This window comes from Bacillus sp. LUNF1, assembly GCF_011008975.1.
GTDB lineage: Bacteria > Bacillota > Bacilli > Bacillales > Bacillaceae > Bacillus > Bacillus velezensis.
Genome location: NZ_CP048876.1, coordinates 2,395,210 through 2,416,668, shown reverse-complemented (window position 1 = coordinate 2,416,668; position 21,459 = coordinate 2,395,210). Strand labels below are relative to the sequence as shown.

24 protein-coding genes are annotated in these 21,459 nt (G+C 47.0%); 18 read left to right on the top strand and 6 right to left on the bottom strand.

The window, feature by feature from the left end:
- From G4O42_RS11495 to spo0A, 15 genes are all read left to right on the top strand, one after another.
- Positions 1-651, top strand: coding sequence for a SpoIIIAH-like family protein (locus G4O42_RS11495; RefSeq protein ID WP_007408346.1), 651 nt, complete (start codon positions 1-3; stop codon positions 649-651).
- A gap of 153 nt (positions 652-804) precedes the next feature.
- The gene (accB, locus tag G4O42_RS11490; protein WP_007612510.1) at positions 805-1,284 is read left to right on the top strand and encodes an acetyl-CoA carboxylase biotin carboxyl carrier protein; all 480 of its coding nucleotides are present in this window, start codon (positions 805-807) and stop codon (positions 1,282-1,284) included.
- Positions 1,285-1,298: 14 nt separating this feature from the next.
- Positions 1,299-2,651 (top strand): acetyl-CoA carboxylase biotin carboxylase subunit, encoded by a 1,353-nt coding sequence (accC, locus tag G4O42_RS11485; protein WP_007612508.1) that lies wholly within the window; start codon positions 1,299-1,301, stop codon positions 2,649-2,651.
- A 21-nt stretch (positions 2,652-2,672) separates the two neighbouring features.
- Positions 2,673-3,080 carry an Asp23/Gls24 family envelope stress response protein gene (locus G4O42_RS11480; protein ID WP_003153156.1) on the top strand — a complete coding sequence of 136 codons (408 nt, stop codon included), beginning with the start codon at positions 2,673-2,675 and terminating at the stop codon, positions 3,078-3,080.
- Between the two features lie 264 nt (positions 3,081-3,344).
- The gene (gene nusB, locus G4O42_RS11475) at positions 3,345-3,737 is read left to right on the top strand and encodes a transcription antitermination factor NusB (protein WP_007408349.1); all 393 of its coding nucleotides are present in this window, start codon (positions 3,345-3,347) and stop codon (positions 3,735-3,737) included.
- Between the two features lie 11 nt (positions 3,738-3,748).
- Positions 3,749-4,600: a bifunctional methylenetetrahydrofolate dehydrogenase/methenyltetrahydrofolate cyclohydrolase FolD gene (gene folD / locus G4O42_RS11470; protein WP_032874053.1), complete on the top strand. Its 852-nt coding sequence runs from the start codon at positions 3,749-3,751 to the stop codon at positions 4,598-4,600.
- A gap of 123 nt (positions 4,601-4,723) precedes the next feature.
- Entirely contained in the window at positions 4,724-6,070 is a 1,347-nt protein-coding gene (gene xseA / locus G4O42_RS11465) for an exodeoxyribonuclease VII large subunit (RefSeq protein ID WP_032874055.1), read from the top strand.
- Positions 6,067-6,321, top strand: coding sequence for an exodeoxyribonuclease VII small subunit (locus tag G4O42_RS11460; protein WP_007408352.1), 255 nt, complete (start codon positions 6,067-6,069; stop codon positions 6,319-6,321). Before xseA ends, G4O42_RS11460 begins: the two co-directional genes overlap by 4 nt.
- A complete protein-coding gene (locus G4O42_RS11455; RefSeq protein WP_032874058.1) occupies positions 6,311-7,201 on the top strand; it encodes a polyprenyl synthetase family protein in 891 nt (296 codons plus the stop codon). Before G4O42_RS11460 ends, G4O42_RS11455 begins: the two co-directional genes overlap by 11 nt.
- A 143-nt stretch (positions 7,202-7,344) precedes the next feature.
- Positions 7,345-9,246, top strand: coding sequence for a 1-deoxy-D-xylulose-5-phosphate synthase (gene dxs / locus G4O42_RS11450; RefSeq protein WP_007612504.1), 1,902 nt, complete (start codon positions 7,345-7,347; stop codon positions 9,244-9,246).
- Positions 9,243-10,088: a TlyA family RNA methyltransferase gene (locus tag G4O42_RS11445; RefSeq protein ID WP_007612503.1), complete on the top strand. Its 846-nt coding sequence runs from the start codon at positions 9,243-9,245 to the stop codon at positions 10,086-10,088. The genes dxs and G4O42_RS11445 overlap by 4 nt, the downstream gene beginning before the upstream one ends.
- A gap of 96 nt (positions 10,089-10,184) precedes the next feature.
- Entirely contained in the window at positions 10,185-10,634 is a 450-nt protein-coding gene (ahrC, locus tag G4O42_RS11440; RefSeq protein WP_003153173.1) for a transcriptional regulator AhrC/ArgR, read from the top strand.
- A 31-nt stretch (positions 10,635-10,665) separates the two neighbouring features.
- Positions 10,666-12,396: a DNA repair protein RecN gene (gene recN, locus G4O42_RS11435; RefSeq protein WP_032874060.1), complete on the top strand. Its 1,731-nt coding sequence runs from the start codon at positions 10,666-10,668 to the stop codon at positions 12,394-12,396.
- Positions 12,397-12,559: 163 nt separating this feature from the next.
- On the top strand, positions 12,560-13,840 hold the full coding sequence (gene spoIVB, locus G4O42_RS11430; RefSeq protein ID WP_007408360.1) for a SpoIVB peptidase: 1,281 nt from the start codon (positions 12,560-12,562) through the stop codon (positions 13,838-13,840).
- A 280-nt stretch (positions 13,841-14,120) separates the two neighbouring features.
- Positions 14,121-14,921, top strand: a complete 801-nt coding sequence (gene spo0A, locus G4O42_RS11425) for a sporulation transcription factor Spo0A (protein ID WP_003153177.1) — start codon at positions 14,121-14,123, stop codon at positions 14,919-14,921.
- A 148-nt stretch (positions 14,922-15,069) separates the two neighbouring features.
- Here spo0A and alr read toward each other — a convergent pair whose 3' ends face one another.
- The 6 genes from alr to G4O42_RS11395 form a co-directional block, all read right to left on the bottom strand.
- Positions 15,070-16,251 carry an alanine racemase gene (alr, locus tag G4O42_RS11420; protein WP_025649856.1) on the bottom strand — a complete coding sequence of 394 codons (1,182 nt, stop codon included), beginning with the start codon at positions 16,249-16,251 and terminating at the stop codon, positions 15,070-15,072.
- A 176-nt stretch (positions 16,252-16,427) separates the two neighbouring features.
- The gene (locus G4O42_RS11415) at positions 16,428-16,640 is read right to left on the bottom strand and encodes a spore germination protein (RefSeq protein ID WP_014418351.1); all 213 of its coding nucleotides are present in this window, start codon (positions 16,638-16,640) and stop codon (positions 16,428-16,430) included.
- A 125-nt stretch (positions 16,641-16,765) separates the two neighbouring features.
- Positions 16,766-16,978, bottom strand: a complete 213-nt coding sequence (locus tag G4O42_RS11410) for a spore germination protein (protein ID WP_007408362.1) — start codon at positions 16,976-16,978, stop codon at positions 16,766-16,768.
- 126 nt (positions 16,979-17,104) lie between these two features.
- Positions 17,105-18,223 carry an NADH-dependent flavin oxidoreductase gene (locus G4O42_RS11405; RefSeq protein WP_032874152.1) on the bottom strand — a complete coding sequence of 373 codons (1,119 nt, stop codon included), beginning with the start codon at positions 18,221-18,223 and terminating at the stop codon, positions 17,105-17,107.
- 93 nt (positions 18,224-18,316) lie between these two features.
- Positions 18,317-18,454, bottom strand: coding sequence for a hypothetical protein (locus G4O42_RS11400; RefSeq protein WP_014470646.1), 138 nt, complete (start codon positions 18,452-18,454; stop codon positions 18,317-18,319).
- 296 nt (positions 18,455-18,750) lie between these two features.
- Positions 18,751-19,383 carry a helix-turn-helix domain-containing protein gene (locus G4O42_RS11395; RefSeq protein ID WP_014418348.1) on the bottom strand — a complete coding sequence of 211 codons (633 nt, stop codon included), beginning with the start codon at positions 19,381-19,383 and terminating at the stop codon, positions 18,751-18,753.
- A 146-nt stretch (positions 19,384-19,529) separates the two neighbouring features.
- Between G4O42_RS11395 and ytaF the strand changes: the two genes are divergently transcribed.
- From ytaF to G4O42_RS11380, 3 genes are all read left to right on the top strand, one after another.
- Entirely contained in the window at positions 19,530-20,153 is a 624-nt protein-coding gene (gene ytaF / locus G4O42_RS11390) for a sporulation membrane protein YtaF (RefSeq protein WP_007408366.1), read from the top strand.
- A gap of 309 nt (positions 20,154-20,462) precedes the next feature.
- The gene (locus tag G4O42_RS11385; protein WP_014721488.1) at positions 20,463-20,780 is read left to right on the top strand and encodes a hypothetical protein; all 318 of its coding nucleotides are present in this window, start codon (positions 20,463-20,465) and stop codon (positions 20,778-20,780) included.
- Between the two features lie 18 nt (positions 20,781-20,798).
- Positions 20,799-21,425: an N-acetylmuramoyl-L-alanine amidase family protein gene (locus G4O42_RS11380; protein WP_007612483.1), complete on the top strand. Its 627-nt coding sequence runs from the start codon at positions 20,799-20,801 to the stop codon at positions 21,423-21,425.
- Positions 21,426-21,459: the final 34 nt, after the last annotated feature.

Genomic DNA, 21,459 nt, shown 5'->3' with positions numbered 1-21,459 from the left:
ATGCTGAAAAAACAAACGGTTTGGCTTTTAACAATGCTCAGTCTCGTCGTGGTATTAAGTGTTTATTATATTATGTCGCCGGAAAGCAAAAATGCCGTGCAGATGAAAAGCGAAAAAAGCAGCGGAGAAGTCGCCACTGAAAAAACGCCGGCTCCTGAAACGAAAGATAAGAGCGGAAGCGGTACGGAAAAAGAAGACGGAACAAAAGGAACGAAAGATTCTAAAGGCACAAAAGAGGATAAAGAAACATCAGCCGAAGCATCGGACAAAGACGGATCGGTCGCCACAGAAACAGCTGATGAAAACTTATTTACCGCATACCGTATGGAACTTGAAGACGCGAGAAGCAAAGAGAGGGAACAGTTAAACAGCATTGTTTCAAGCGATGATGCGACCGCAAAGGAAAAAAGCGAAGCCTACGATAAAATGACGGCGCTGAGCAATGCTGAGGGGACGGAAAAACAGCTGGAAACGCTGATTAAAACACAAGGCTACAAAGATGCGCTCGTGGATGCTGAAGGAGACAAAATCAACATTACTGTCATGTCTGACAAACATTCAAACGCAAAAGCTTCCGCTATCATTGACCTGGTGGAAAAAGAAATCAAGACGATGAAAGACGTCGCCGTCACGTTTGAACCGACAAAGTAAGAGACCTGAAAAGCCCGCACCCGCTGCGGGCTTTTCTGATGTCATTTTAGATCAGTGTTGAATTTACACAAGCGCTCCTGTAAGATAAACATAGTATGTACTTTTAGTAGCAACCCATAAATTTCTATTTTTTATACATAGGAGTGGAAACTGATGTTAAAAATCAACGAAATTCATGAACTGATAAAAAGAATCGATGAATCTTCCATCGACGAATTTGTTTACGAAATTGAAGGCGTAAGCCTCAAACTGAAAAAAAATGAAGCGCCGGCAGTGAATGTAACGGGACAAGCCCAAGCCGTTCCCGCCGCTTACGCACCTGCTCCGCAGGCTGCAAAACCGGAAGCGCGTGAAGCCGCTCCTGCTCAGGAAGCGCCGAAACAAGACGAAAACCTGCACAAAATTACGTCTCCGATGGTCGGAACGTTTTATGCTTCTTCATCGCCGGAAGCCGGCCCTTACGTAAACCAAGGTTCAAAAGTGAGCGAAAATACAGTTGTTTGTATCGTAGAAGCAATGAAACTCTTTAACGAGATTGAAGCCGAAGTAAAAGGAGAAATCGTTGAAGTGTTAGTTGAAAACGGCCAGCTGGTCGAATACGGACAACCTCTATTTCTTGTAAAAGCTGAGTAAGGAGACCTGCTATTATGATTAAAAAGCTATTGATCGCCAACCGAGGAGAAATCGCCGTCAGAATCATCCGGGCCTGCAAAGAGATGGGCATTGAAACTGTAGCCGTTTATTCTGAGGCAGATAAAGACGCCCTGCATGTCCAAATGGCCGATGAGGCTTTTTGTATCGGGCCGAAAACATCGAAAGAGAGCTATTTAAATGTAACGAACATCGTCAGCGTCGCAAAGCTGACCGGCACGGATGCGATTCATCCGGGATACGGGTTTTTAGCTGAAAACGCCGACTTTGCCGAGCTGTGCGAGGAATTAAACGTAACGTTTGTCGGCCCTACGGCTGACGCCATTTCAAAAATGGGAACAAAAGATATCGCGCGCGACACGATGCAGCTGGCGGGCGTGCCGATTGTGCCCGGTTCAAAAGGAATCATAAAAAATACGGAAGAAGCGGTTTCGCTTGCAGGTGAAATTGGGTATCCTGTCATTATAAAAGCCACTGCGGGCGGAGGCGGAAAAGGCATCCGGGTCGCACGCACAGAAGAAGAACTGATCAAAGGCATTGAGATTACCCAGCAGGAAGCCGCTACGGCATTCGGAAATCCGGGTGTGTACATCGAGAAGTACATAGAAGATTTCCGCCATGTTGAAATTCAGGTGCTTGCGGATAATTACGGAAACACGATCCATCTCGGAGAGCGTGACTGTTCTATCCAAAGACGTCTGCAAAAACTTCTTGAAGAGTCACCGTCACCTGCGCTTGATTCTGAAATCAGGGAGCAGATGGGTGAAGCAGCGGTAAAAGCAGCGAAGGCCGTCGGTTACACGGGAGCCGGCACAGTAGAATTCATTTATGACTACAGAGAACAGCGCTACTACTTCATGGAAATGAACACGCGTATTCAAGTAGAGCACCCTGTCACAGAAATGGTGACGGGAACGGATCTGATCAAAGAACAGATCAAAGTGGCATCCGGACAGGAGCTTTCGCTCAGACAGGAAGACGTTGAATTTAACGGCTGGGCGATTGAATGCCGCATCAACGCTGAAAATCCTGCGAAAAACTTCATGCCTTCACCCGGTAAAATTAACATGTACCTGCCGCCGGGCGGACTCGGTGTACGCGTGGATTCAGCCGCATATCCCGGCTACTCGATCCCGCCGTACTATGACAGTATGATTGCTAAAGTCATCACATACGGAACAACGCGTGATGAGGCAGTCGCACGGATGAAACGCGCGCTGAGCGAATTCGTGATTGAAGGTATTGAAACGACGATCCCGTTCCATTTGAAACTGCTTGAACACGAAACATTTGTCAGCGGAGAGTTTAATACAAAGTTTTTAGAAACATATGATGTAATGGGCTCATAATTTTTGCGGGAGGTGAATTGAATGGAAGACAACAGTGTGCTTAAAATGGATCATGATGAGGCTCATTTAGGCAAGGTTGAAATTGCTCCTGAGGTCATTGAAGTCATTGCCGGCATCGCCGCTTCCGAAGTTGAAGGAGTTGCTGAAATGCGCGGCAATTTCGCCACGGGCGTCGTAGAACGCTTCGGCAAAATCAATCACGGCAAAGGCGTAAAGGTCGATTTAGCCGATGACGGGATTACCATAGACGTCTATTGCGTCGTTCAATTCGGGATCTCGATCCCGAAAGTGGCGGCAAGCGTTCAGGAGAATATCCGCCAAACCTTATTAAACATGACGTCTCTGACCATTAATGAAATCAATATTCATATCGTCGGCATTCAATTTGACACGAAAGCCCAAGAAGTCGAAATCGACGAAGAAATGTAATGAGCGTATAAAAACCAAGGGGATGGGCAGCCCTTTGGTTTTTTATACGTTTCCCGTCATTTCAGGCATGAAGAAAGCCGGCTTACAAACGGCAGCCGAGTTTCTTCATGCTGTGAAATCCGAATGAAATTAATACAGTTTGTGAAAATATTCGGCATTAGGGTGAAAAAACCTAAATTTCGACATGCGATTGAGAAAAAAATATGTTATGATCTCTTTAAGCTTAACGACAAGCGGATAAAGCGGATCTGAAGGAGAAAGAAAATGAAAAGAAGAACAGCTAGAGAAAAAGCTTTGCAGGCACTTTTTCAGATTGATGTCAGCGATATTGCACCGAACGATGCCATTGAGCACGCGCTTGATGGTGAAAAAACAGATGCCTTCTTTGAACAGCTGGTGTACGGAGTGATCGAACATCAGGTTCAGCTTGATGAAATGATTTCCGGCCATCTCGTCAATTGGAAGCTTGACCGGATTGCAAACGTAGACCGCGCGATCCTGCGTCTGGCGGTGTATGAAATGGTTTATTCTGACGACATTCCTGCTAACGTGTCATTAAACGAAGCGATCGAGCTGGCAAAACGGTTCGGCGACGATAAAGCTGCAAAATTCGTAAACGGGGTTCTTTCTAACATTAAAACTGATATCGAATCATAGGAGGAAAGAAAATGACTGCAACAATCATCGACGGAAAAGAAACGGCTAAAGAAAAACGCGAACAATTGGCAAAAGAAGTAGAAGAGCTGAAAGCACAAGGCGTAGTGCCTGGCTTGGCGGTCATTTTAATCGGAGACGATCCCGCTTCTGTTTCATATGTGACAGGCAAGAAAAAAGCCGCTGAAACAATGGGAATGAAATTTAAGCTTGACCGCTTTGACTCAAGCTTAACCGAGGCGGAGCTTTTAACAGTGATTGATCAGTATAATCAAAATCCGGAATTCCACGGCATTCTCGTCCAGCTGCCGCTCCCGGATCATATTTCTGAAAAAGCCGTAATCGAGCGGATCTCCCCTGATAAGGATGTTGACGGTTTCCACCCTCTCAACGTCGGGAAAATGCTGCTTGGCGAAGATACATTTCTTCCATGCACGCCGCACGGAATTGTCGAGTTATTGAAAAAGACGAACGTAGATCTTTCCGGCAAAGAAGTTGTTGTAGTCGGACGAAGCAATATTGTCGGTAAACCGGTCGGCCAGCTGCTGCTGAACGAAAACGCGACCGTCACATATTGCCATTCCCGCACGAAAAATATGTCTGAGCATACGAAAAAAGCAGATATTCTTGTGGTAGCGGTCGGTAAAGCGAACTTCATCAAAGCCGATCAAATCAAAGAGGGCGCCATTGTCATTGATGTCGGCGTCAACCGTCTCGAAAACGGAAAACTCTGCGGAGACGTTCAGTTTGATGAAGCGAAAGAAAAAGCATCTTTCATTACGCCGGTGCCGGGCGGAGTAGGTCCGATGACCATCACAATGCTTGCGCATAATACTGTTAAATCTGCCAGACGTACGTTATCATAGATAACCGGAGACAGTCACAAAAAGTGTGACAATGAGCACGATACCCGCTTCTTAAGGCTCCTTTCAGCCAGAGCGGGTTTTCTTAGTTTAGGGCAAAAAGCCTTTATGAAAGGAGTGCAGGATGTGAGTGAAGCGGCATATGTCACGGTTTCCGCGCTGACCAAATACATTAAACGAAAATTCGATGTGGACCCTCATCTTGAAGACATTTGGATTAAGGGTGAGCTCTCCAATGTTAAAATCCATACGAGAGGCCACATTTATTTTACATTAAAAGATGAGCATGCCCGCATGCAGGCCGTCATGTTTCAGAGGCAAAGTTCGAGGCTTGCGTTTAAGCCCGAAGACGGGATGAAGGTCATCGTAAGAGGCGGCATCTCCGTCTATGAACCGAGCGGAAGCTATCAGCTGTACGCGAAAGAAATGCAGCCGGACGGTGTGGGGGCGCTCTACTTAGCATATGAAGAATTAAAGAAAAAACTTGCCGGCGAAGGGTTGTTCGATGACCGGCATAAGCAGGCCATCCCCGCTTTTCCGGCCACGATCGGGGTCGTCACGTCACCGACGGGAGCAGCCGTCAGAGACGTTATTACCACACTCAAAAGAAGATACCCCCTTGTGAAAGTCATTGTGCTTCCCGCGCTCGTTCAAGGTGAAAATGCCAGCAGATCGATTGTGAAGCGCATTGAAGAAGCCAATGCACAAAAAATGTGTGACGTCCTGATCGTCGGAAGGGGAGGGGGCTCGATCGAAGAATTGTGGGCATTTAACGAAGAAATCGTGGCCCGGGCGATTTTTGCTTCCGCCATTCCGATTATATCAGCCGTCGGACATGAAACAGATTTTACAATCAGTGATTTCGTCGCGGATATCCGGGCGGCAACGCCGACAGGAGCGGCAGAAATCGCCGTCCCCCACACGACGGACTTAATGGAACGGACAAAAACGGCGGAAGTCCGCCTGACAAGAGCGATGCAGCAGCATATCAGCAAGAAAAAAGAACGGATTCAATCGCTCCAGTCATCCTACGCGTTCCGTTTTCCGAAACGATTGTACACCCAAAAGGAACAGCAGTTTGACCTTTTGTATCAGCAGTTCCAATCACAGCTCACAGGGCTTACGGACATGAAACAAAGGCAGCTGGAGCGAAATACGTACAGATTAACGGCGCTCCACCCTGAAACCCAGCTGAAACAGGCGAAAAAACGGTACGAGGAGCGCTCAAATCAGCTCGCCCGAAGCATGAATGTCCAGCTGAAGCAGCTTCATTCGCAGTTTCAGACGGTTCTTGGTAAACTGAATGCATTAAGTCCCCTTCAGGTGATGGAGAGAGGATACAGTCTGGCCTATAAAGACAAAGAGCTGATCAAAAGCGTTGATCAAGTGGAACAAAATGATACGCTAGAAGTAAAGATGACAGACGGCGTTCTGACGTGTGAAGTATTGCAAAAGAGAGGCGAACGAAAATGACAGAAACCAAAAAAAGTGAAGAGCTGACATTTGAAGAGGCGATGAAAGGCCTTGAAGGCATTGTGGCAAAGCTTGAAGAAGGAGACGTGCCGCTGGAGCAGGCGATTAATTATTTTCAGGAAGGGATGGCCCTTTCAAAAATGTGCCATGAAAAGCTTCAGCATGTCGAAAAGCAAATGGACTTTATTTTAAAAGATAACGGAGAACTTGCACCTTTCAGCGTTCAGGAGGAAGACGAAGGTGACAAATAAACTGGACGCATTTTTAGCATCGCGCAAACAACTGATTGAACAGCAGCTTTCTTTGTATACAGAACGGCTTGCGATGCCGGAAACCCTCAAAAAATCTATGCTGTATTCTTTGGAAGCGGGCGGTAAGAGGCTGCGCCCCCTCGTCGTCTTAGCCGTTCTGAATGCTTACGGAAAAGATGAAAAGGACGGGATTCCGGTCGGATGCGCTGTCGAAATGATTCATACGTATTCTTTAATCCATGATGATCTGCCTTGCATGGACGATGATGATCTGCGCCGGGGAAAGCCCACAAACCATAAAGTCTTCGGAGAAGCGGCAGCCGTATTGGCCGGAGACGGGCTTCTGACAGAAAGCTTTAAATTGATCACATCCCACGTGTCTGAGGCGGTTTCAGCAGAAAAACGGCTCCGTCTCGTCGATGAGCTGATCAGTGCGGCGGGAACGGAAGGAATGGTCGGCGGGCAGGCTGCCGACATGGAAGCGGAACAAAAGCGGATAACGCTTGAGGAGCTGGAATCCATCCACGAGCGGAAAACGGCCAAGCTCCTCGGTTTTTCCGTGACGGCGGGCGCCATTTTGGCAGATGCGCCGGAGGATGAAGTAGAAAAGCTCCGTTTGTTCAGCAGCCATATCGGCATCGGGTTTCAAATCAGAGACGACATCCTTGATATTGAAGGTCATGAGGAGAAGATCGGCAAACCGGTCGGCTCAGACACGACGAATGAAAAGTCAACGTATCCGTCGCTTTTAACGCTTGAAGGCGCGAAAGAAAAGCTTGCGTATCATATCAGCGAGGCGAAACAGATCATCAGCGGCCTTTCCCTTCAGAAAGAATTGCTGCATGACCTCTGTGATTTAATCGCGGCGAGAGATCATTAAAAACGGTCCTGATTTGAAGGGGCTGCTGCTCCTATGGTAAAATGTAAGCAGTTTCGATGAAAATACAAAGGGAGTCTTTTTCTTTTTTCAAAAAGACACTGTTTAATTTGCAGAAATTCATGCTGAAAGTGAGTTGATCCGCTTTGGATCTTTTATCAATACAGGACCCGTCATTTCTTAAAAAGATGTCAATTGAACAGCTGGAAGAGCTGAGTGAGGAGATCCGCAATTTCCTCATCACATCGCTGTCTGCTTCTGGCGGCCATATCGGGCCGAACCTCGGGGTTGTCGAGCTGACAATTGCGCTTCACAAAGAATTTGACAGTCCGAAAGATAAATTTTTATGGGATGTCGGACATCAGTCCTATGTTCATAAACTGTTAACCGGACGCGGCAAGGAGTTTGAGACCTTGCGCCAATATAAAGGGCTTTGCGGTTTCCCGAAACGCAGCGAAAGCGAACATGACGTATGGGAAACAGGCCACAGCTCAACCTCGCTCTCAGGCGCGATGGGAATGGCTGCCGCCCGTGATATTAAAGGATCGAAAGAATATATCATCCCGATTATCGGAGACGGCGCTTTAACCGGAGGAATGGCGCTTGAAGCGCTGAACCATATCGGTGATGAGAAAAAAGACATGATCGTCATCCTGAATGATAATGAGATGAGCATTGCGCCGAACGTCGGGGCGATTCATTCTATGCTGGGACGGCTTCGCACGGCCGGCAAATATCAATGGGTAAAAGACGAGCTTGAATATTTATTTAAGCGCATCCCGGCCGTCGGCGGAAAATTGGCCGCCACAGCGGAACGGATAAAAGACAGTTTGAAATATATGCTTGTGTCAGGCATGTTTTTTGAAGAGCTGGGCTTTACGTATTTAGGCCCGGTTGACGGTCATTCTTACCACGAACTGTTTGAAAACCTGCAATACGCCAAAAAAACGAAAGGCCCTGTCCTTTTACATGTCATTACGAAAAAGGGCAAAGGCTATAAACCGGCTGAGACCGACACAATCGGCACATGGCACGGAACGGGGCCGTACAAAATCAATACGGGTGATTTCGTCAAGCCGAAAGCCGCGGCGCCTTCATGGAGCGGACTTGTCAGCGGCACCGTGCAGGAGCTGGCGCGTGAGGATGACAGAATTGTCGCCATTACACCGGCCATGCCGGTCGGCTCCAAACTGGAAGGGTTTGCGAAAGAATTCCCTGAACGCATGTTTGATGTCGGAATCGCAGAACAGCATGCGGCGACAATGGCGGCTGGAATGGCGCTCCAAGGCATGAAGCCGTTTCTTGCGATTTATTCGACCTTTTTGCAGCGGGCGTACGATCAGGTCGTCCATGACATCTGCCGTCAAAACGCGAATGTATTTATCGGCATTGACCGCGCCGGTTTGGTCGGCGCTGACGGGGAGACGCATCAAGGCGTTTTTGACATCGCCTTTTTGCGGCATATACCGAACCTCGTTTTAATGATGCCGAAGGATGAAAATGAAGGCCGCCATATGGTCAATACAGCCCTTTCCTACGAGGAAGGTCCGATTGCGATGCGCTTCCCGCGCGGAAACGGACTCGGCGTAAAGATGGATAAAGAGCTGAAAACCATTCCGATCGGAACATGGGAAGTGCTCCGTCCCGGAAAAGACGCGGTCATTTTAACATTCGGTACGACCATTGAAATGGCGCTGGAAGCGGCTGAAGAACTGCAAAAAGAAGGCCTGTCTGTGCGTGTCGTGAATGCGCGGTTCATAAAACCGATTGATCAACAAATGATGAAGGCCATTCTTAATGAAGGTCTGCCGATTTTAACGATAGAAGAAGCCGTGCTTGAAGGCGGATTCGGCAGCACGATTCTCGAATTCGCTCATGACCTCGGCATGTATCATACACCGATTGACAGAATGGGCATCCCAGACCGGTTTATTGAGCACGGCAGCGTAACCGCCCTGCTTGAAGAAATCGGTCTCACGAAGGCTGAGGTTATGAACCGGATAAAACTGCTGATGCCCCCGAAGACACATAAAGGAATTGGATCATGACAGCAAAAAAAGAACGATTAGATGTACTTCTTGTAGAAAAAGGCCTTGCGGAAACGCGGGAAAAAGCGAAACGCGCCATTATGGCGGGCATCGTATACTCAAATGAAAACCGATTGGACAAACCGGGTGAAAAAATCGCCCGGGATCTTCCGTTAACGGTAAAAGGAAACCCTCTTAAATACGTCAGCAGAGGCGGATTAAAGCTTGAAAAAGCCTTGGAAGTGTTTCCTGTCTCGGTAAAAGGCAAAACGATGATTGACATCGGCTCGTCTACAGGGGGATTCACGGATTGCGCCCTCCAAAACGGAGCCGAGCGGTCCTACGCAGTGGATGTCGGCTATAATCAGCTTGCTTGGAAGCTCAGACAGGACGAGAGGGTCGTCGTCATGGAACGGACGAATTTCCGCTATTCCGAGCCTTCCGATTTCACAGAGGGTTTGCCGGAATTTGCGACAATCGATGTTTCTTTCATCTCACTCCGCCTCATTCTGCCGGTTTTAAAAACGCTGCTTGTACCGGGGAGCGATTGTATTGCACTGGTAAAGCCGCAATTTGAAGCCGGACGGGAATCCGTCGGAAAAAAAGGCATTGTCAGAGATCCCGGCGTTCATACTGACGTTCTCCGCCGCATGAATCAATTTGCCGCTTCTGAAGGATATACAGTGAAAGGACTGTCCTTCTCACCGATTACAGGGGGAGACGGCAATATTGAGTTTCTGCTTCATTTGGAATGGGGCGGAGAAGACGGAAACGGCGCTGAACTGCCGGAAGAAGACATTCTCCGTACCGTCCGCGAAGCACATGAAACATTAAAAGCCAAAAAGACAGATGTACCGGAATAATAGGGGGCTATTATTCCTTTTTTCTGCCATCATGTACTTTTTATCAAGAAGCGGTTAACATAATGACAAGAACAGCTTGAAAACAGAGGTGCTTACATGACAAAAGGCCAAAGGCATATAAAAATCAGAGAGCTTATTACAAGCCATGAGATTGAAACGCAGGATGACTTAGTTGACATGCTGAGAGAAGAAGGATATAAGGTAACCCAGGCGACTGTCTCCAGAGACATTAAAGAGCTGCATCTCGTAAAGGTGCCGACGAACAACGGCTCCTACAAATACAGCCTGCCGGCGGATCAGCGGTTCAATCCGCTGTCAAAACTGAAGCGTTCATTAATGGATGCGTTCGTAAAAATTGACTCAGCAAGCCATATGATCGTATTAAAAACGATGCCGGGGAATGCTCAGGCAATCGGCGCTCTGATGGATAATCTCGAATGGGAAGAAATCATGGGCACGATCTGCGGAGATGACACGATCTTAATCATCTGCAGGACGCCTGAAGATACGGAAGGCGTTCAAAGCCGTCTTTTGGAGCTGCTGTAGCGTAATTATCAGATAAAAGGTGGAATGCTGTTTGTTAGCTGAACTATCAATAAAAAACTTTGCCATTATAGAGGAACTGACGATTTCGTTTGAACGGGGGCTCACCGTCCTGACGGGAGAAACAGGGGCCGGCAAGTCAATTATTATAGACGCCGTTTCCCTATTAGTCGGCGGCCGCGGCTCGTCTGAATTTGTCCGTTACGGTGAAACAAAGGCCGAGCTTGAAGGACTGTTTCTTTTGGACAGCGGTCATCCCGTTTTTGATGTATGCCGTGAGCAGGGAATAGACGCATCTGATGACATGATTGTCATGAGAAGGGACATCAATGCCGGAGGAAAAAGCGTCTGCCGTGTCAACGGAAAATTAGTGACGATTGCGGCTTTAAGGGAAATCGGCAGACTTTTATTAGATATTCACGGACAGCATGATAACCAGCTGTTAATGGAGGACGATAAACACTTGGAGCTTTTGGACAGGTTTGCGGGCGCTGAGGCCGAATCCGCGCTTCAGGCTTACCATGAAGGCTATGAGCGTTATATGAAGCTGCTCAAAAAAGTGAAGAAGCTGTCAGAAAGCGAGCAGGAAATGGCGCATCGGTTAGACCTGATTCAATTTCAGCTTGAAGAAATCGAGTCGGCGAAGCTTGAATTGAATGAAGACGAACTTCTTCAGGAAGAGCGGAAGCAGATATCCAACTTTGAAAAAATTTATGAATCATTGCAAAACGCCTATAATGCGCTCCGCAGCGAGCAGGGGGGGCTTGACTGGGTCGGAATGGCCTCTGCCCAGCTTGAAGATATTTCGGATATCAATGAACCGCTGCAAAAGCTGTCAGAAAGTGTGTCAAGTTCCTATTATCTGCTGGAGGATGCAACCTTTCAGATGCGCAATCTGTTAGATGATCTGGAATATGACCCGGAACGGCTGAATTTTATTGAAACCCGTTTAAATGAGATCAAACAGCTGAAGCGCAAATACGGAGCGACGGTAGAAGACATTTTGGAATACGGCTCCAAAATAGAAGAGGAAATCGATCAAATCGAGAACCGCGACAGCCACCTTGAAGCGCTGAAGAAGGAATTGGAGTCGGTCGGCAAAGATGTGGCCGTAGAAGCCGCCAATTTATCAAAAATCAGAAAAGCTTGGGCTAAAAAACTGGCGGAAGCGATTCATCAGGAATTAAAAAGTCTGTATATGGGCAAATCAACGTTTGATACGGAATTTCTCGTGAAAACCGATCCGTCAGCCAGTGAAGCACCGGTTGTTAACGGGCAGCCTGTGCAGCTTACCCAAAAGGGGATTGACCTTGTGAAGTTTTTAATTTCAACAAACACCGGTGAGCCTTTAAAACCGCTGTCAAAGGTCGCTTCCGGAGGCGAGCTTTCAAGGGTGATGCTGGCGATGAAGAGTATTTTTTCTTCCCAGCAGGATGTCACCTCCATCATCTTTGACGAAGTGGACACCGGTGTAAGCGGGCGGGTTGCCCAAGCCATCGCGGAAAAAATCCATAAAGTATCGACCGGTTCACAGGTGCTCTGCATTACACACCTGCCGCAGGTTGCCGCCATGGCGGATACACACCTTCTGATCGCAAAAGAATTCAAAGACGGCCGGACGACAACGCATGTCACGCCGCTTTCCAAACAGGACAAGGTAGCGGAAATCGGCCGCATGATTGCGGGCGTTGAAGTGACCGATCTGACAAAACGGCATGCACAAGAGCTTCTAAAACAGGCCGGACAGGTAAAAACGACAGGATAAGCTGCTGATACAGGCAGCTTATTTTTTTGTTCCATTTCTCTAACAGTGTATCCAATGTTTTTCTTCGTATGCCGGTTATAAATCAAGCGCAGGAAGGCAAAAGTATAGATGTAGCAGAAAAAGAAAGTGGTGTGGGATAGGAGCGAGGAGAGTGAAGGAATGAATGCACGATAACATGAGGAAAGCAATAGGTGTAATTCTCCTTGTTTCTTTACTAAGTGTAGGCTTTTTTAAGCCATTTAAAGAATATTTACTGATACCGTCAGAAATGAGCGTCTTTGAAAACCAGACACAGGCCGTTCCGGTCAATGCATCAATAAGCGCTGAAAAGGGCGAATTATCAGAAGCCTTTACGCTGAAAGAAGAGCACGGCCATGCAAACATAACAGGGCAAACACAAGGCCGGTCAGAAGTAGTATATGATCTTGCCGGGTTTCCCATTAAAAAAACAAAAGTGCGTGTCCTTCCAGAATTGAAGGTCATTCCGGGCGGACAGTCCATCGGTGTAAAACTGCATTCAGTCGGTGTTTTGGTCGTCGGTTTTCACCAGGTGATGACAAAGGATGGGAAAAAGTCTCCGGGAGAACAAGCGGGAATTGAATCTGGCGACATCATTATTAAAATGAACGGACATAAAATTGAAAAAATGAGCGACATCGCTCCGTTTATTCAAAAAGCGGGCAAAACCGGTGAATCTTTGGATTTATTGGTGAAACGCGATAAGCAAAAAATCAAAACAAAGCTGATTCCGACAAAGGACGAAGCCGAGGGGAAATATCGAATCGGCCTTTATATCCGCGATTCGGCAGCCGGCATCGGCACCATGACATTTTTTGAACCGAAAACAAAAAAATACGGCGCATTGGGCCACGTCATCTCTGATATGGATACAAAAAAACCGATTGTTGTAGAAGACGGAGAAATCGTCCGTTCAACTGTAACATCGATTGAAAAAGGAAAAGGCGGCAATCCCGGCGAAAAACTGGCAAGGTTTTCGTCAGAACGGAAAACGATCGGCGATATTAACCGCAACAGCCCGTTCGGCATTTTCGGGACACTGCATCAGCCGATTAAAAACAACATTTCCGACAAAGCGCTTCCGATTGCTTTGTCAAATGAAGTAAAAAAAGGACCGGCGCAAATGCTGACGGTTATTGAAAACGATAAAGTAGAGAAATTTGATATTGAAATCGTCAGCACCACGCCGCAAAAATTCCCAGCGACAAAGGGAATGGTGTTGAAAGTGACAGACCCGAAACTGCTGAAAAGAACCGGCGGAATCGTTCAGGGGATGAGCGGAAGCCCGATCATCCAGAACGGAAAGGTCGTCGGAGCCGTAACCCACGTATTTGTCAATGATCCGACAAGCGGCTACGGCGTTCATATCGAATGGATGCTGTCTGAAGCGGGTGTTGATGTTTACGGGAAAGATAAAGCAAGCTGACTGCCGGATGATCCGGCAGTTTTTTTATGTGATGCGTTCTTCACTTCTTTCCGGGATTCATGTAAAATAAGACATGAAGATTTTTCGACAAATTCACGTTTCCTGATTTGTCAAACTTAATTTTTAGTCGAAAAACCTAGAAAATGCTAGAAAAACAAAGATATACCACTATTATTGGTAAATATGGATTTTTTAAAAGGGGAAGTAGTGGTTTTGTCGAATGTAACATATAGCAGTCAAATGGGTTGCGTCCTGTTAATACATTGGGGGAGGAAGAAACGTGGAGAAAATTAAAGTTTGTGTTGCTGATGATAATCGAGAGCTTGTAAGCCTGTTGAGTGAATATATAGAGGGACAGGATGATATGGAAGTGATCGGCGTTGCTTATAACGGACAGGAATGTCTTTCGTTGTTTAAAGATAAGAATCCCGATGTGCTCGTTTTAGACATTATCATGCCGCATCTGGACGGACTTGCGGTTTTGGAGCGTCTGCGGGAATCAGAGCTCGAGAAGCAGCCGAACGTCATCATGCTGACGGCATTCGGTCAGGAAGACGTTACGAAAAAAGCCGTCGATTTAGGCGCGTCCTATTTCATCCTGAAGCCGTTTGATATGGAAAACCTTGTCGGCCATATCCGCCAGGTAAGCGGAAATGTCAGCAGTGTCACACACCGTGCGCCGTCCGCGCAAAGCAGCATTATCCGCAGCCAGCCGGAGCCAAAGCGGAAAAATCTCGATGCCAGCATTACAAGCATTATCCATGAGATCGGTGTGCCTGCCCATATCAAAGGCTATCTTTATTTGCGTGAAGCCATTTCCATGGTGTATAACGACATTGAACTCCTCGGCAGCATCACAAAAGTCCTTTATCCCGACATTGCCAAAAAATTCAACACGACCGCAAGCCGTGTAGAACGGGCCATCCGCCACGCCATTGAAGTCGCATGGAGCAGGGGAAATATTGATTCCATTTCTTCACTGTTCGGATATACGGTAAGCATGACAAAAGCAAAACCAACCAACTCGGAATTCATCGCGATGGTTGCTGACAAGCTGAGATTGGAGCATAAAGCTTCGTAACGCAAGCTTTTGGCTAGATGTCTTTTTCGCGCCTTCTATTCCGTGCATGAACGCGGAAGAGAAGGCGTTTTGAAATTTTGCTGACGAAAACAATGGAAATCACTCACGCCTTTACTTGTTCTATACATAAATGCGGGATCTATGCCGTCTACACGTATAATACCGGAGCTGATATTTTAATGATTTTGCCGTCTCTGAAATAAAAGCGGGGGACGCGGCGGCTTAATACAGATAAGACTTCGTAGCTGATCGTACCGAGCATTTCGGCAATTTCATCAACGGAAATCTCGGCTCCTTGTTGTTTACCGTAGATGACGACTTCTTCTCCTTGTTTGCCCTCATTCTCACCTAAACTGACCATGATCATATCCATTGTCACTCTCCCCGCCACCGGCACCCGTCTGCCGCGGTGCAGAATAAACCCGCGGTTGGACAGGGCGCGGGAGTAACCGTCAGCATAGCCGATCGGAATCGTCGCGATGATTTCACCCGGTTCGGCGATATATGTGGCACCATAACTGACGGTCCGGGGATCTGTCACCATGGCTTTCACATAAGCGATACGCGCCTTTAAACTTAGTGCGGGTGTGAGATCCACGAGGTTCAGTTCCTTTATCGAGGCGGACGGATATAAACCATATAAACCAATACCTAAACGGATCATGTCGGCGCTGAATTCCGGGAATGCGATAGCGGCGGCTGTATTGCACATATGCACGGTAGGCAGCGTAATGTCTTGATTTTTTAAAAAGCTGAGAAAGCTGATAAACTTTTCGTGCTGCAGCATCGTCAGCTCAGTGTCCGGTTCATCCGCTGTTGAAAAATGTGTAAAGATGCCATCCCATGACAGGTATGTACTCGACTTGAGCGCTTTCACCACTGCTAAAAGATCTTCTTCCGTACGCACACCCAGCCGGCCCATTCCGGTATCCACATTGATATGAATGGACAGCCGTTTCGAATCTGCTTCTTTTTCCAATATCCGATTCGCTTTTTTGATCCAGCTGACCTGAAACGCTGATAATGTTATGTTCCAAACGGCAGATTTTTTCACACAGCTGAGAGCTGTGAAGCCGAGCACAAGAATAGGTGCCGTAATTCCCGCTCTCCGTAACACAATTCCCTCTTCGACACTTGCGACAGCGAGCTCGCTCGCCCCGCTTTCCAGTGCCTGCCGCGCTACTTCCACAGAGCCGTGGCCATAAGCGTTCGCTTTTACGACGGCCATAATTTTAGACGTATTCGGAATATGGCGGCGGATCGCCCGTACGTTCTTTTTTATCGCATCAAGGTCAACTTCAATCCAAACTTCCCGGCAAAGTTTTTTCATCACGATTCCTTCTTTCCTTAATGAGTTTCAGTACTCATGCTTTCAATCTGCATTCTATTCACCTTGAACTGAAATCATTCAAAACAAGGGAAGGTGATCGCTGATGTTTAAAGATCAAGGTTTCAGGAAATCAGTGCGCCTGCTTTATTTATGCTGAAAGGGCTGCATGGCAGCCCTTAAATTGACTTTACAATATTCTGATCTGAAAATTGATGTTCAAACATTTTGGTGTGGCTCACAGCATTGTTTTGAATGACAATGCCGATATTTCCCCCTCCGGCACCGAAAACGGTTTTTGATGCAGTCAGCGGACTGATGGATATGGCGCCGCCAACATTGACAACTCCGTTTCCTGATACGTTGTTTATCGTAATCGGGCAACCGCTCATTCTATTTTTTCTCCTTTCTCTCACAGTCTACTAACTATATGTACGCTGTAATATGGAATAAGATTAAACAAAACGGCAAAAAGAATCCGGCTGCTGCCAGCCGGAAAGGGAGGGGAATGGAGATGTCATAGTGTTTTCGTTACATTTTGATCAGAGTATTGAGAGCTTGAAGATTGAGAGGTACTGGATTGATTCATTTGCAGGACCATCCCTGTATTTCCCCCACCTGAGCCGTAGACGGTTTTTGATACGGTTAAAGGACTTATCGAAAACGCACCGCCGACATTGACAACCCCGTTTCCGGAAAGACTGTTAATCGTAATAGGAAAACCAGCCATCATATACGGTCTCCTTTCTATTAATCTATTTACTATATGTACGCTGTGTGTAAGAAATAGGAGTAAACAAAGCGGTAAAAACTTGTGAATCAAAAAAACTGCCGGACATCCGGCAGTTTTTTTAGTCTACTTTTCAAACGGCACCCAGCCGCCTGTATTCTGGATCATTTCCCATAACGGTTCAGGAAGTCGGTATTTCTCAATTTCAGATGCTTGAATGGCTTTTTCGATTTCCTGTTCGCGGCCTTCTTTGACCAGCACCGCCCATTCGGGGTTAATCAAAATGACACGTCCCAGAGCCACCAGCGGAATTCCGCTTTCTAATACAGCAAGCGCTTCCTCCGCGGTATAGATGGAACCGACGGCCATCAGCGGCACTTTATGGCCGACGCGTTCGTTTAATAAATCCATCCGGGTCCGTGAAGTATCCGCTCCGCGGCGGGCTTTGGAATTGACATCCATCAGTGAAATATGCAGATAATCCAAGTTCTCTTCTGCAAGCGCGTCGGCGAGCATGAATGTTTCTTTCATTGTAAGCCCCGGTGTTTCCGGCTCTTCCGGTGACAGGCGGTAGCCGAGAACGAATGGATTTTCAGCGTGTGTATCAATTGCTCGTTTGACAGCGTCAACGACTGCAAGCGGGAACGCAAGGCGCTTTTCATCGCTTCCGCCCCAGCGGTCTGTGCGCCGGTTTGTTTTCGGTGAATAAAATTGGTGAATCAGGTACCCGTTTGCCCCGTGAATTTCAACACCGTCAAAGCCGGCTTCAATCGCTCTGCGTGTCGCTTCGCCGAATGCTTTCACGATGTGCTCAATTTCTTGTTCGGTGAGAGCCCGGGACGTTTGTCTCCCGTCTTCTTCTGAGCCGCTCGGACTGACGACGTCGTTGTTTGGCACGAGTTCAGGAGGGCATTCTAATCCTCCGTGGTGAATCTGCACAACGGCTTTCGCTCCTTGAGACTGGATCGCCTGAGCGAGTTTTTTCAAGCCGGGAATGTGAGAATCATCATAGATGCCGGGCTGGCCTGGAAACGCTTTGCCGTCCGGCGTTACGTTTGCACATGCCGTAATGACCATGCCCATTTCTTTTGAACGGGGAGTAATGTAGCTTAATTCACGGTCGGAAATCGTTCCGTCATCATTTGATGAATAGTGTGTCATCGGCGCGACTGAAATACGGTTTGGTATGGTGACGCCGCTTTCGAACGTAAAAGGTTCAAACAGCGGTTTATAAGTTTGCTTCATCATTTCGCCTTCTTCCTTAGGAGTTTAACTCGTCCGTATTCTAGCTTATGTTTTAATTGTGTGCAATTATTTTGCTTGTTCTTCTTCCTGAGGTTATGACCGGCTGAACCATTTAAACGAATGAAACGGTTTTCTCCGTTCCTTTTCAGGATCTTTATATCCTCCTGAAATTTGATGGCCGATCGAGCTGAATATGACAGCGGCGGCGAAGAGGAGAATGATTTTTTTCATATACATATCTTCTTTCTTATCTTTTACAAGGTTATTTATAAGCATACGCCTGTGCGAAAAAACCGTCAATTTGTTTTTATTTATTCTTTTTTCCACTTTCCTGCGGCGAATATCGTTCCGATCTGAATCACAACACTTAACAGAGCGCACACTGCCACAACTGTGTTGCTGTCCATAGAAGACACCCTCCTTTTTGTTAGGTTGATGTATCATATGACAGCTGTCTCTGTTTTGACAAAACCGTAATGCGGTGTTTCATATTTTTCAACACAAAAAGGGCGCTTTTTTAAGCGCCTTTATTTTTTTTTCAGCCGGTTCAAAGCGATTTGAACGGCGATGGCGTCATCCAGGTAGCCGATCGGAAACATGTAATCCGGAATGACGTCGGTCGCTAAAATATAATACAGAAGCGCGCTCCCGAGAATCGCGCGGTCTTCAGCCGGTGTTGATTCATCCATATACTGATGATGCATGTTTTTCAAATGATCAATAAAAGGGCCGACGCTTTCTTCATTGTCCATTTTCTTTTGAAACTCATCGCAAATCAGGCGATGGCCCTGCTGGGTTTTGGCATATTGTTCATATCTGGTCAGTTCGCGCTCAATTTGCTCCCGGGAAAAAGGCTGATCAAACATCTCGGCCATATTCAGCATATCCTGAATCGCGTGCATCGGGTCTTGCGGCGCAGCTTCTTTTTCATGGCCGATGTCTATGCCTGACGCCTCAAGCAATTCCTCCAGCGGGGTGCGGAGATGTTTTGAAAATTCCTGAAGATGCTTTAAATTGGCCTTCTGCTTGCCGTTTATAATCCGGGAGATGGTGGCCGTATCAATGTTTGTTAAGGCGCCGAGTTTTCTCATGGAGAGCGAGTGCTTATCAAGCAGTGATTTTAAAAGGGGCCCCAGTGTTTTATTTTTATTTTCTGTCAAGGGTGTCACCTCGTTTCCGCCGGAATGATGATCATTAATCAATAATTTTTGCAGAAAAGGTACCTTTTCTGTGCTGCTGAATAGGATAGTGTAGATTCAACGGCACAACATGTTGAAAAGACATCAAAGAATGGAGAGAAACGAACATGGCTTGGTTATTGATTTTAGGTTTGGCAGTGTCCTCGAGCATTGATAATTTAGGAGTGGGGATGTCATACGGCATCAGAAAAATCAAAATATCGCATGCGTCGAATATGATGATCGCTTTTATCTGTTTTGTATTCAGTTATATCGGAATTTATTTCGGCAAATGGATTTCAGCCGTTTTACCGGGCTTTCTTCCTGTATTGCTGGCGGCGTTTATTTTATCTGTCATCGGTATCCGCATCATTCTGCTGGCTGTGCCGAGAAAAACAGCGCGTGTTGGCGCGTCAGGAAAAAAAGGCCGTTTTGCCGGTCTGCTGCAAAATCCGGAGGCAGCGGATGCCGACGGTTCGGGAGAAATCGGTATATTGGAATCCATGGTTCTCGGGGTGGCCGTATCCGCAAATGCGCTGACCAACGGATTAAGCGCGGGTTTGATCGGGCTTTCTCCCGCTGCCATTTCCATTACTGCGGCGGTCGGAAGCTTTTTGACGATATGGATCGGCTGCTCGCTTGGAAAAAAAGCCGCATCATTGCGCATCGGTTCTTTTCACGTCGGACAGTTCAGCACGGTGCTGAGCGGAGTGATTATTCTCATCATTGCCGCCAATACGCTGCTCTTTTAAGTTGTCCCGTTCATTTTATGAAAAGCTCAAAATAAATATGAATGTTTCTATTCGGGAGAGCGCATGACGCGGCTCTCTTTTTTTTGCCGATCTGATATTTTTTCAAAATGAACAGAAAGTCGTCCGTTTCCGTTAAATTCTGCATATTCGGCCTTCAGACAGAACCTTTTTCATAGACTGATCAGCTTGTTTTCTTTCTAAGTTCAGGTAAACAGCAGGTCAGATAGCCTTCATTCCAAATATGGAAAAGCGCTGGAGGAATGAAGGCTCCCTTTACAAATCGGCCATTCTGTTCAAAGATAAAGCCGAATGAGAAAACGTGAGGTGATCTGTGTGAAGTCTGTCATACTTCTGATCTTCACCGCATGGCTGTTATCAGGCTGCGAGTATACCGCGGAGGCTGATGCGGCGCCGTCATTTACACAGGAAGGAACATTTATAAAAGCGGCCGGAAACGATACGATCGCGGTCGAAATTGACGGAGAAAGGCAAGAGGTGAAGGTGCCGTTCGCTAAGCGGTTTGAATGTCAGTCTCTGCCTGAACATACGGCGGTGCAAATCACCTATAAAAAAGAGAGCAACGGACAATTACGGCTTGAGGAACTGAAAAAAGAAACAGATATGTGAAAACGGGGAGGAAAAAACGTGGGTTTACTGACAAAAAGCGCTGCTGCCTTCGGTGCCGCTCTGCTTCTGCTTGCGCCGTCTGCTTATGCAGCTGAACCTTTGCAAGGGAAAACCATTTATATCGATGCCGGACATGGCGGAGAAGACAGCGGGGCCGGGGGAAATGGACTGCTTGAGAAAAACATCAATTTAGCGGTGTCAAACAAGGTGATTGCTAAATTGGAGACAGAAGGCGCAAAACCTGTAGCTTCAAGGACTGACGATACTTTTTTACGTTTGGACGAGCGGGTGGCGAAAGCAAGCGCCAGCCAATCCGATTTATTCGTCAGCCTCCATACGAATTCAGCCGTCTCAACGGCATCGGGCACGGAAACGTATTTTAATTCGACATATGAAGGAGCAGACAGCGAAAGGCTTGCTTCCGACATCCAGCAGCAGCTTGTCACGTCTTTAGGGATGAGGGACAGAGGCGTAAAAGAAGCTCCTTTTTATGTCATTACATATTCAAAGATGCCGAGTGTGCTTGCTGAATTAGGTTTTATCACAAATCCTCAAGATGCGGACAAGCTGAAAAGCGATAACGGCCAAGAGCACGCCGCAGACGCCGTTGTAAACGGAATCGAAACCTATTACAGCGGCCGGTAATTATAAAATATGTGTAAATAGCGCCCTCCTTATG

Coding starts and splice junctions, on each gene's coding strand:
- G4O42_RS11495 (WP_007408346.1), top strand. CDS start 1: ATGCTGAAAAAACAAACGGTTTGGCTTTTAACAATGCTCAGTCTCGTC.
- accB (WP_007612510.1), top strand. CDS start 805: ATGTTAAAAATCAACGAAATTCATGAACTGATAAAAAGAATCGATGAA.
- accC (WP_007612508.1), top strand. CDS start 1,299: ATGATTAAAAAGCTATTGATCGCCAACCGAGGAGAAATCGCCGTCAGA.
- G4O42_RS11480 (WP_003153156.1), top strand. CDS start 2,673: ATGGAAGACAACAGTGTGCTTAAAATGGATCATGATGAGGCTCATTTA.
- nusB (WP_007408349.1), top strand. CDS start 3,345: ATGAAAAGAAGAACAGCTAGAGAAAAAGCTTTGCAGGCACTTTTTCAG.
- folD (WP_032874053.1), top strand. CDS start 3,749: ATGACTGCAACAATCATCGACGGAAAAGAAACGGCTAAAGAAAAACGC.
- G4O42_RS11460 (WP_007408352.1), top strand. CDS start 6,067: ATGACAGAAACCAAAAAAAGTGAAGAGCTGACATTTGAAGAGGCGATG.
- G4O42_RS11445 (WP_007612503.1), top strand. CDS start 9,243: ATGACAGCAAAAAAAGAACGATTAGATGTACTTCTTGTAGAAAAAGGC.
- ahrC (WP_003153173.1), top strand. CDS start 10,185: ATGACAAAAGGCCAAAGGCATATAAAAATCAGAGAGCTTATTACAAGC.
- spoIVB (WP_007408360.1), top strand. CDS start 12,560: ATGCACGATAACATGAGGAAAGCAATAGGTGTAATTCTCCTTGTTTCT.
- alr (WP_025649856.1), bottom strand. CDS start 16,251: ATGAAAAAACTTTGCCGGGAAGTTTGGATTGAAGTTGACCTTGATGCG.
- G4O42_RS11415 (WP_014418351.1), bottom strand. CDS start 16,640: ATGAGCGGTTGCCCGATTACGATAAACAACGTATCAGGAAACGGAGTT.
- G4O42_RS11410 (WP_007408362.1), bottom strand. CDS start 16,978: ATGGCTGGTTTTCCTATTACGATTAACAGTCTTTCCGGAAACGGGGTT.
- G4O42_RS11405 (WP_032874152.1), bottom strand. CDS start 18,223: ATGAAGCAAACTTATAAACCGCTGTTTGAACCTTTTACGTTCGAAAGC.
- G4O42_RS11400 (WP_014470646.1), bottom strand. CDS start 18,454: ATGAAAAAAATCATTCTCCTCTTCGCCGCCGCTGTCATATTCAGCTCG.
- ytaF (WP_007408366.1), top strand. CDS start 19,530: ATGGCTTGGTTATTGATTTTAGGTTTGGCAGTGTCCTCGAGCATTGAT.
- G4O42_RS11385 (WP_014721488.1), top strand. CDS start 20,463: ATGAGAAAACGTGAGGTGATCTGTGTGAAGTCTGTCATACTTCTGATC.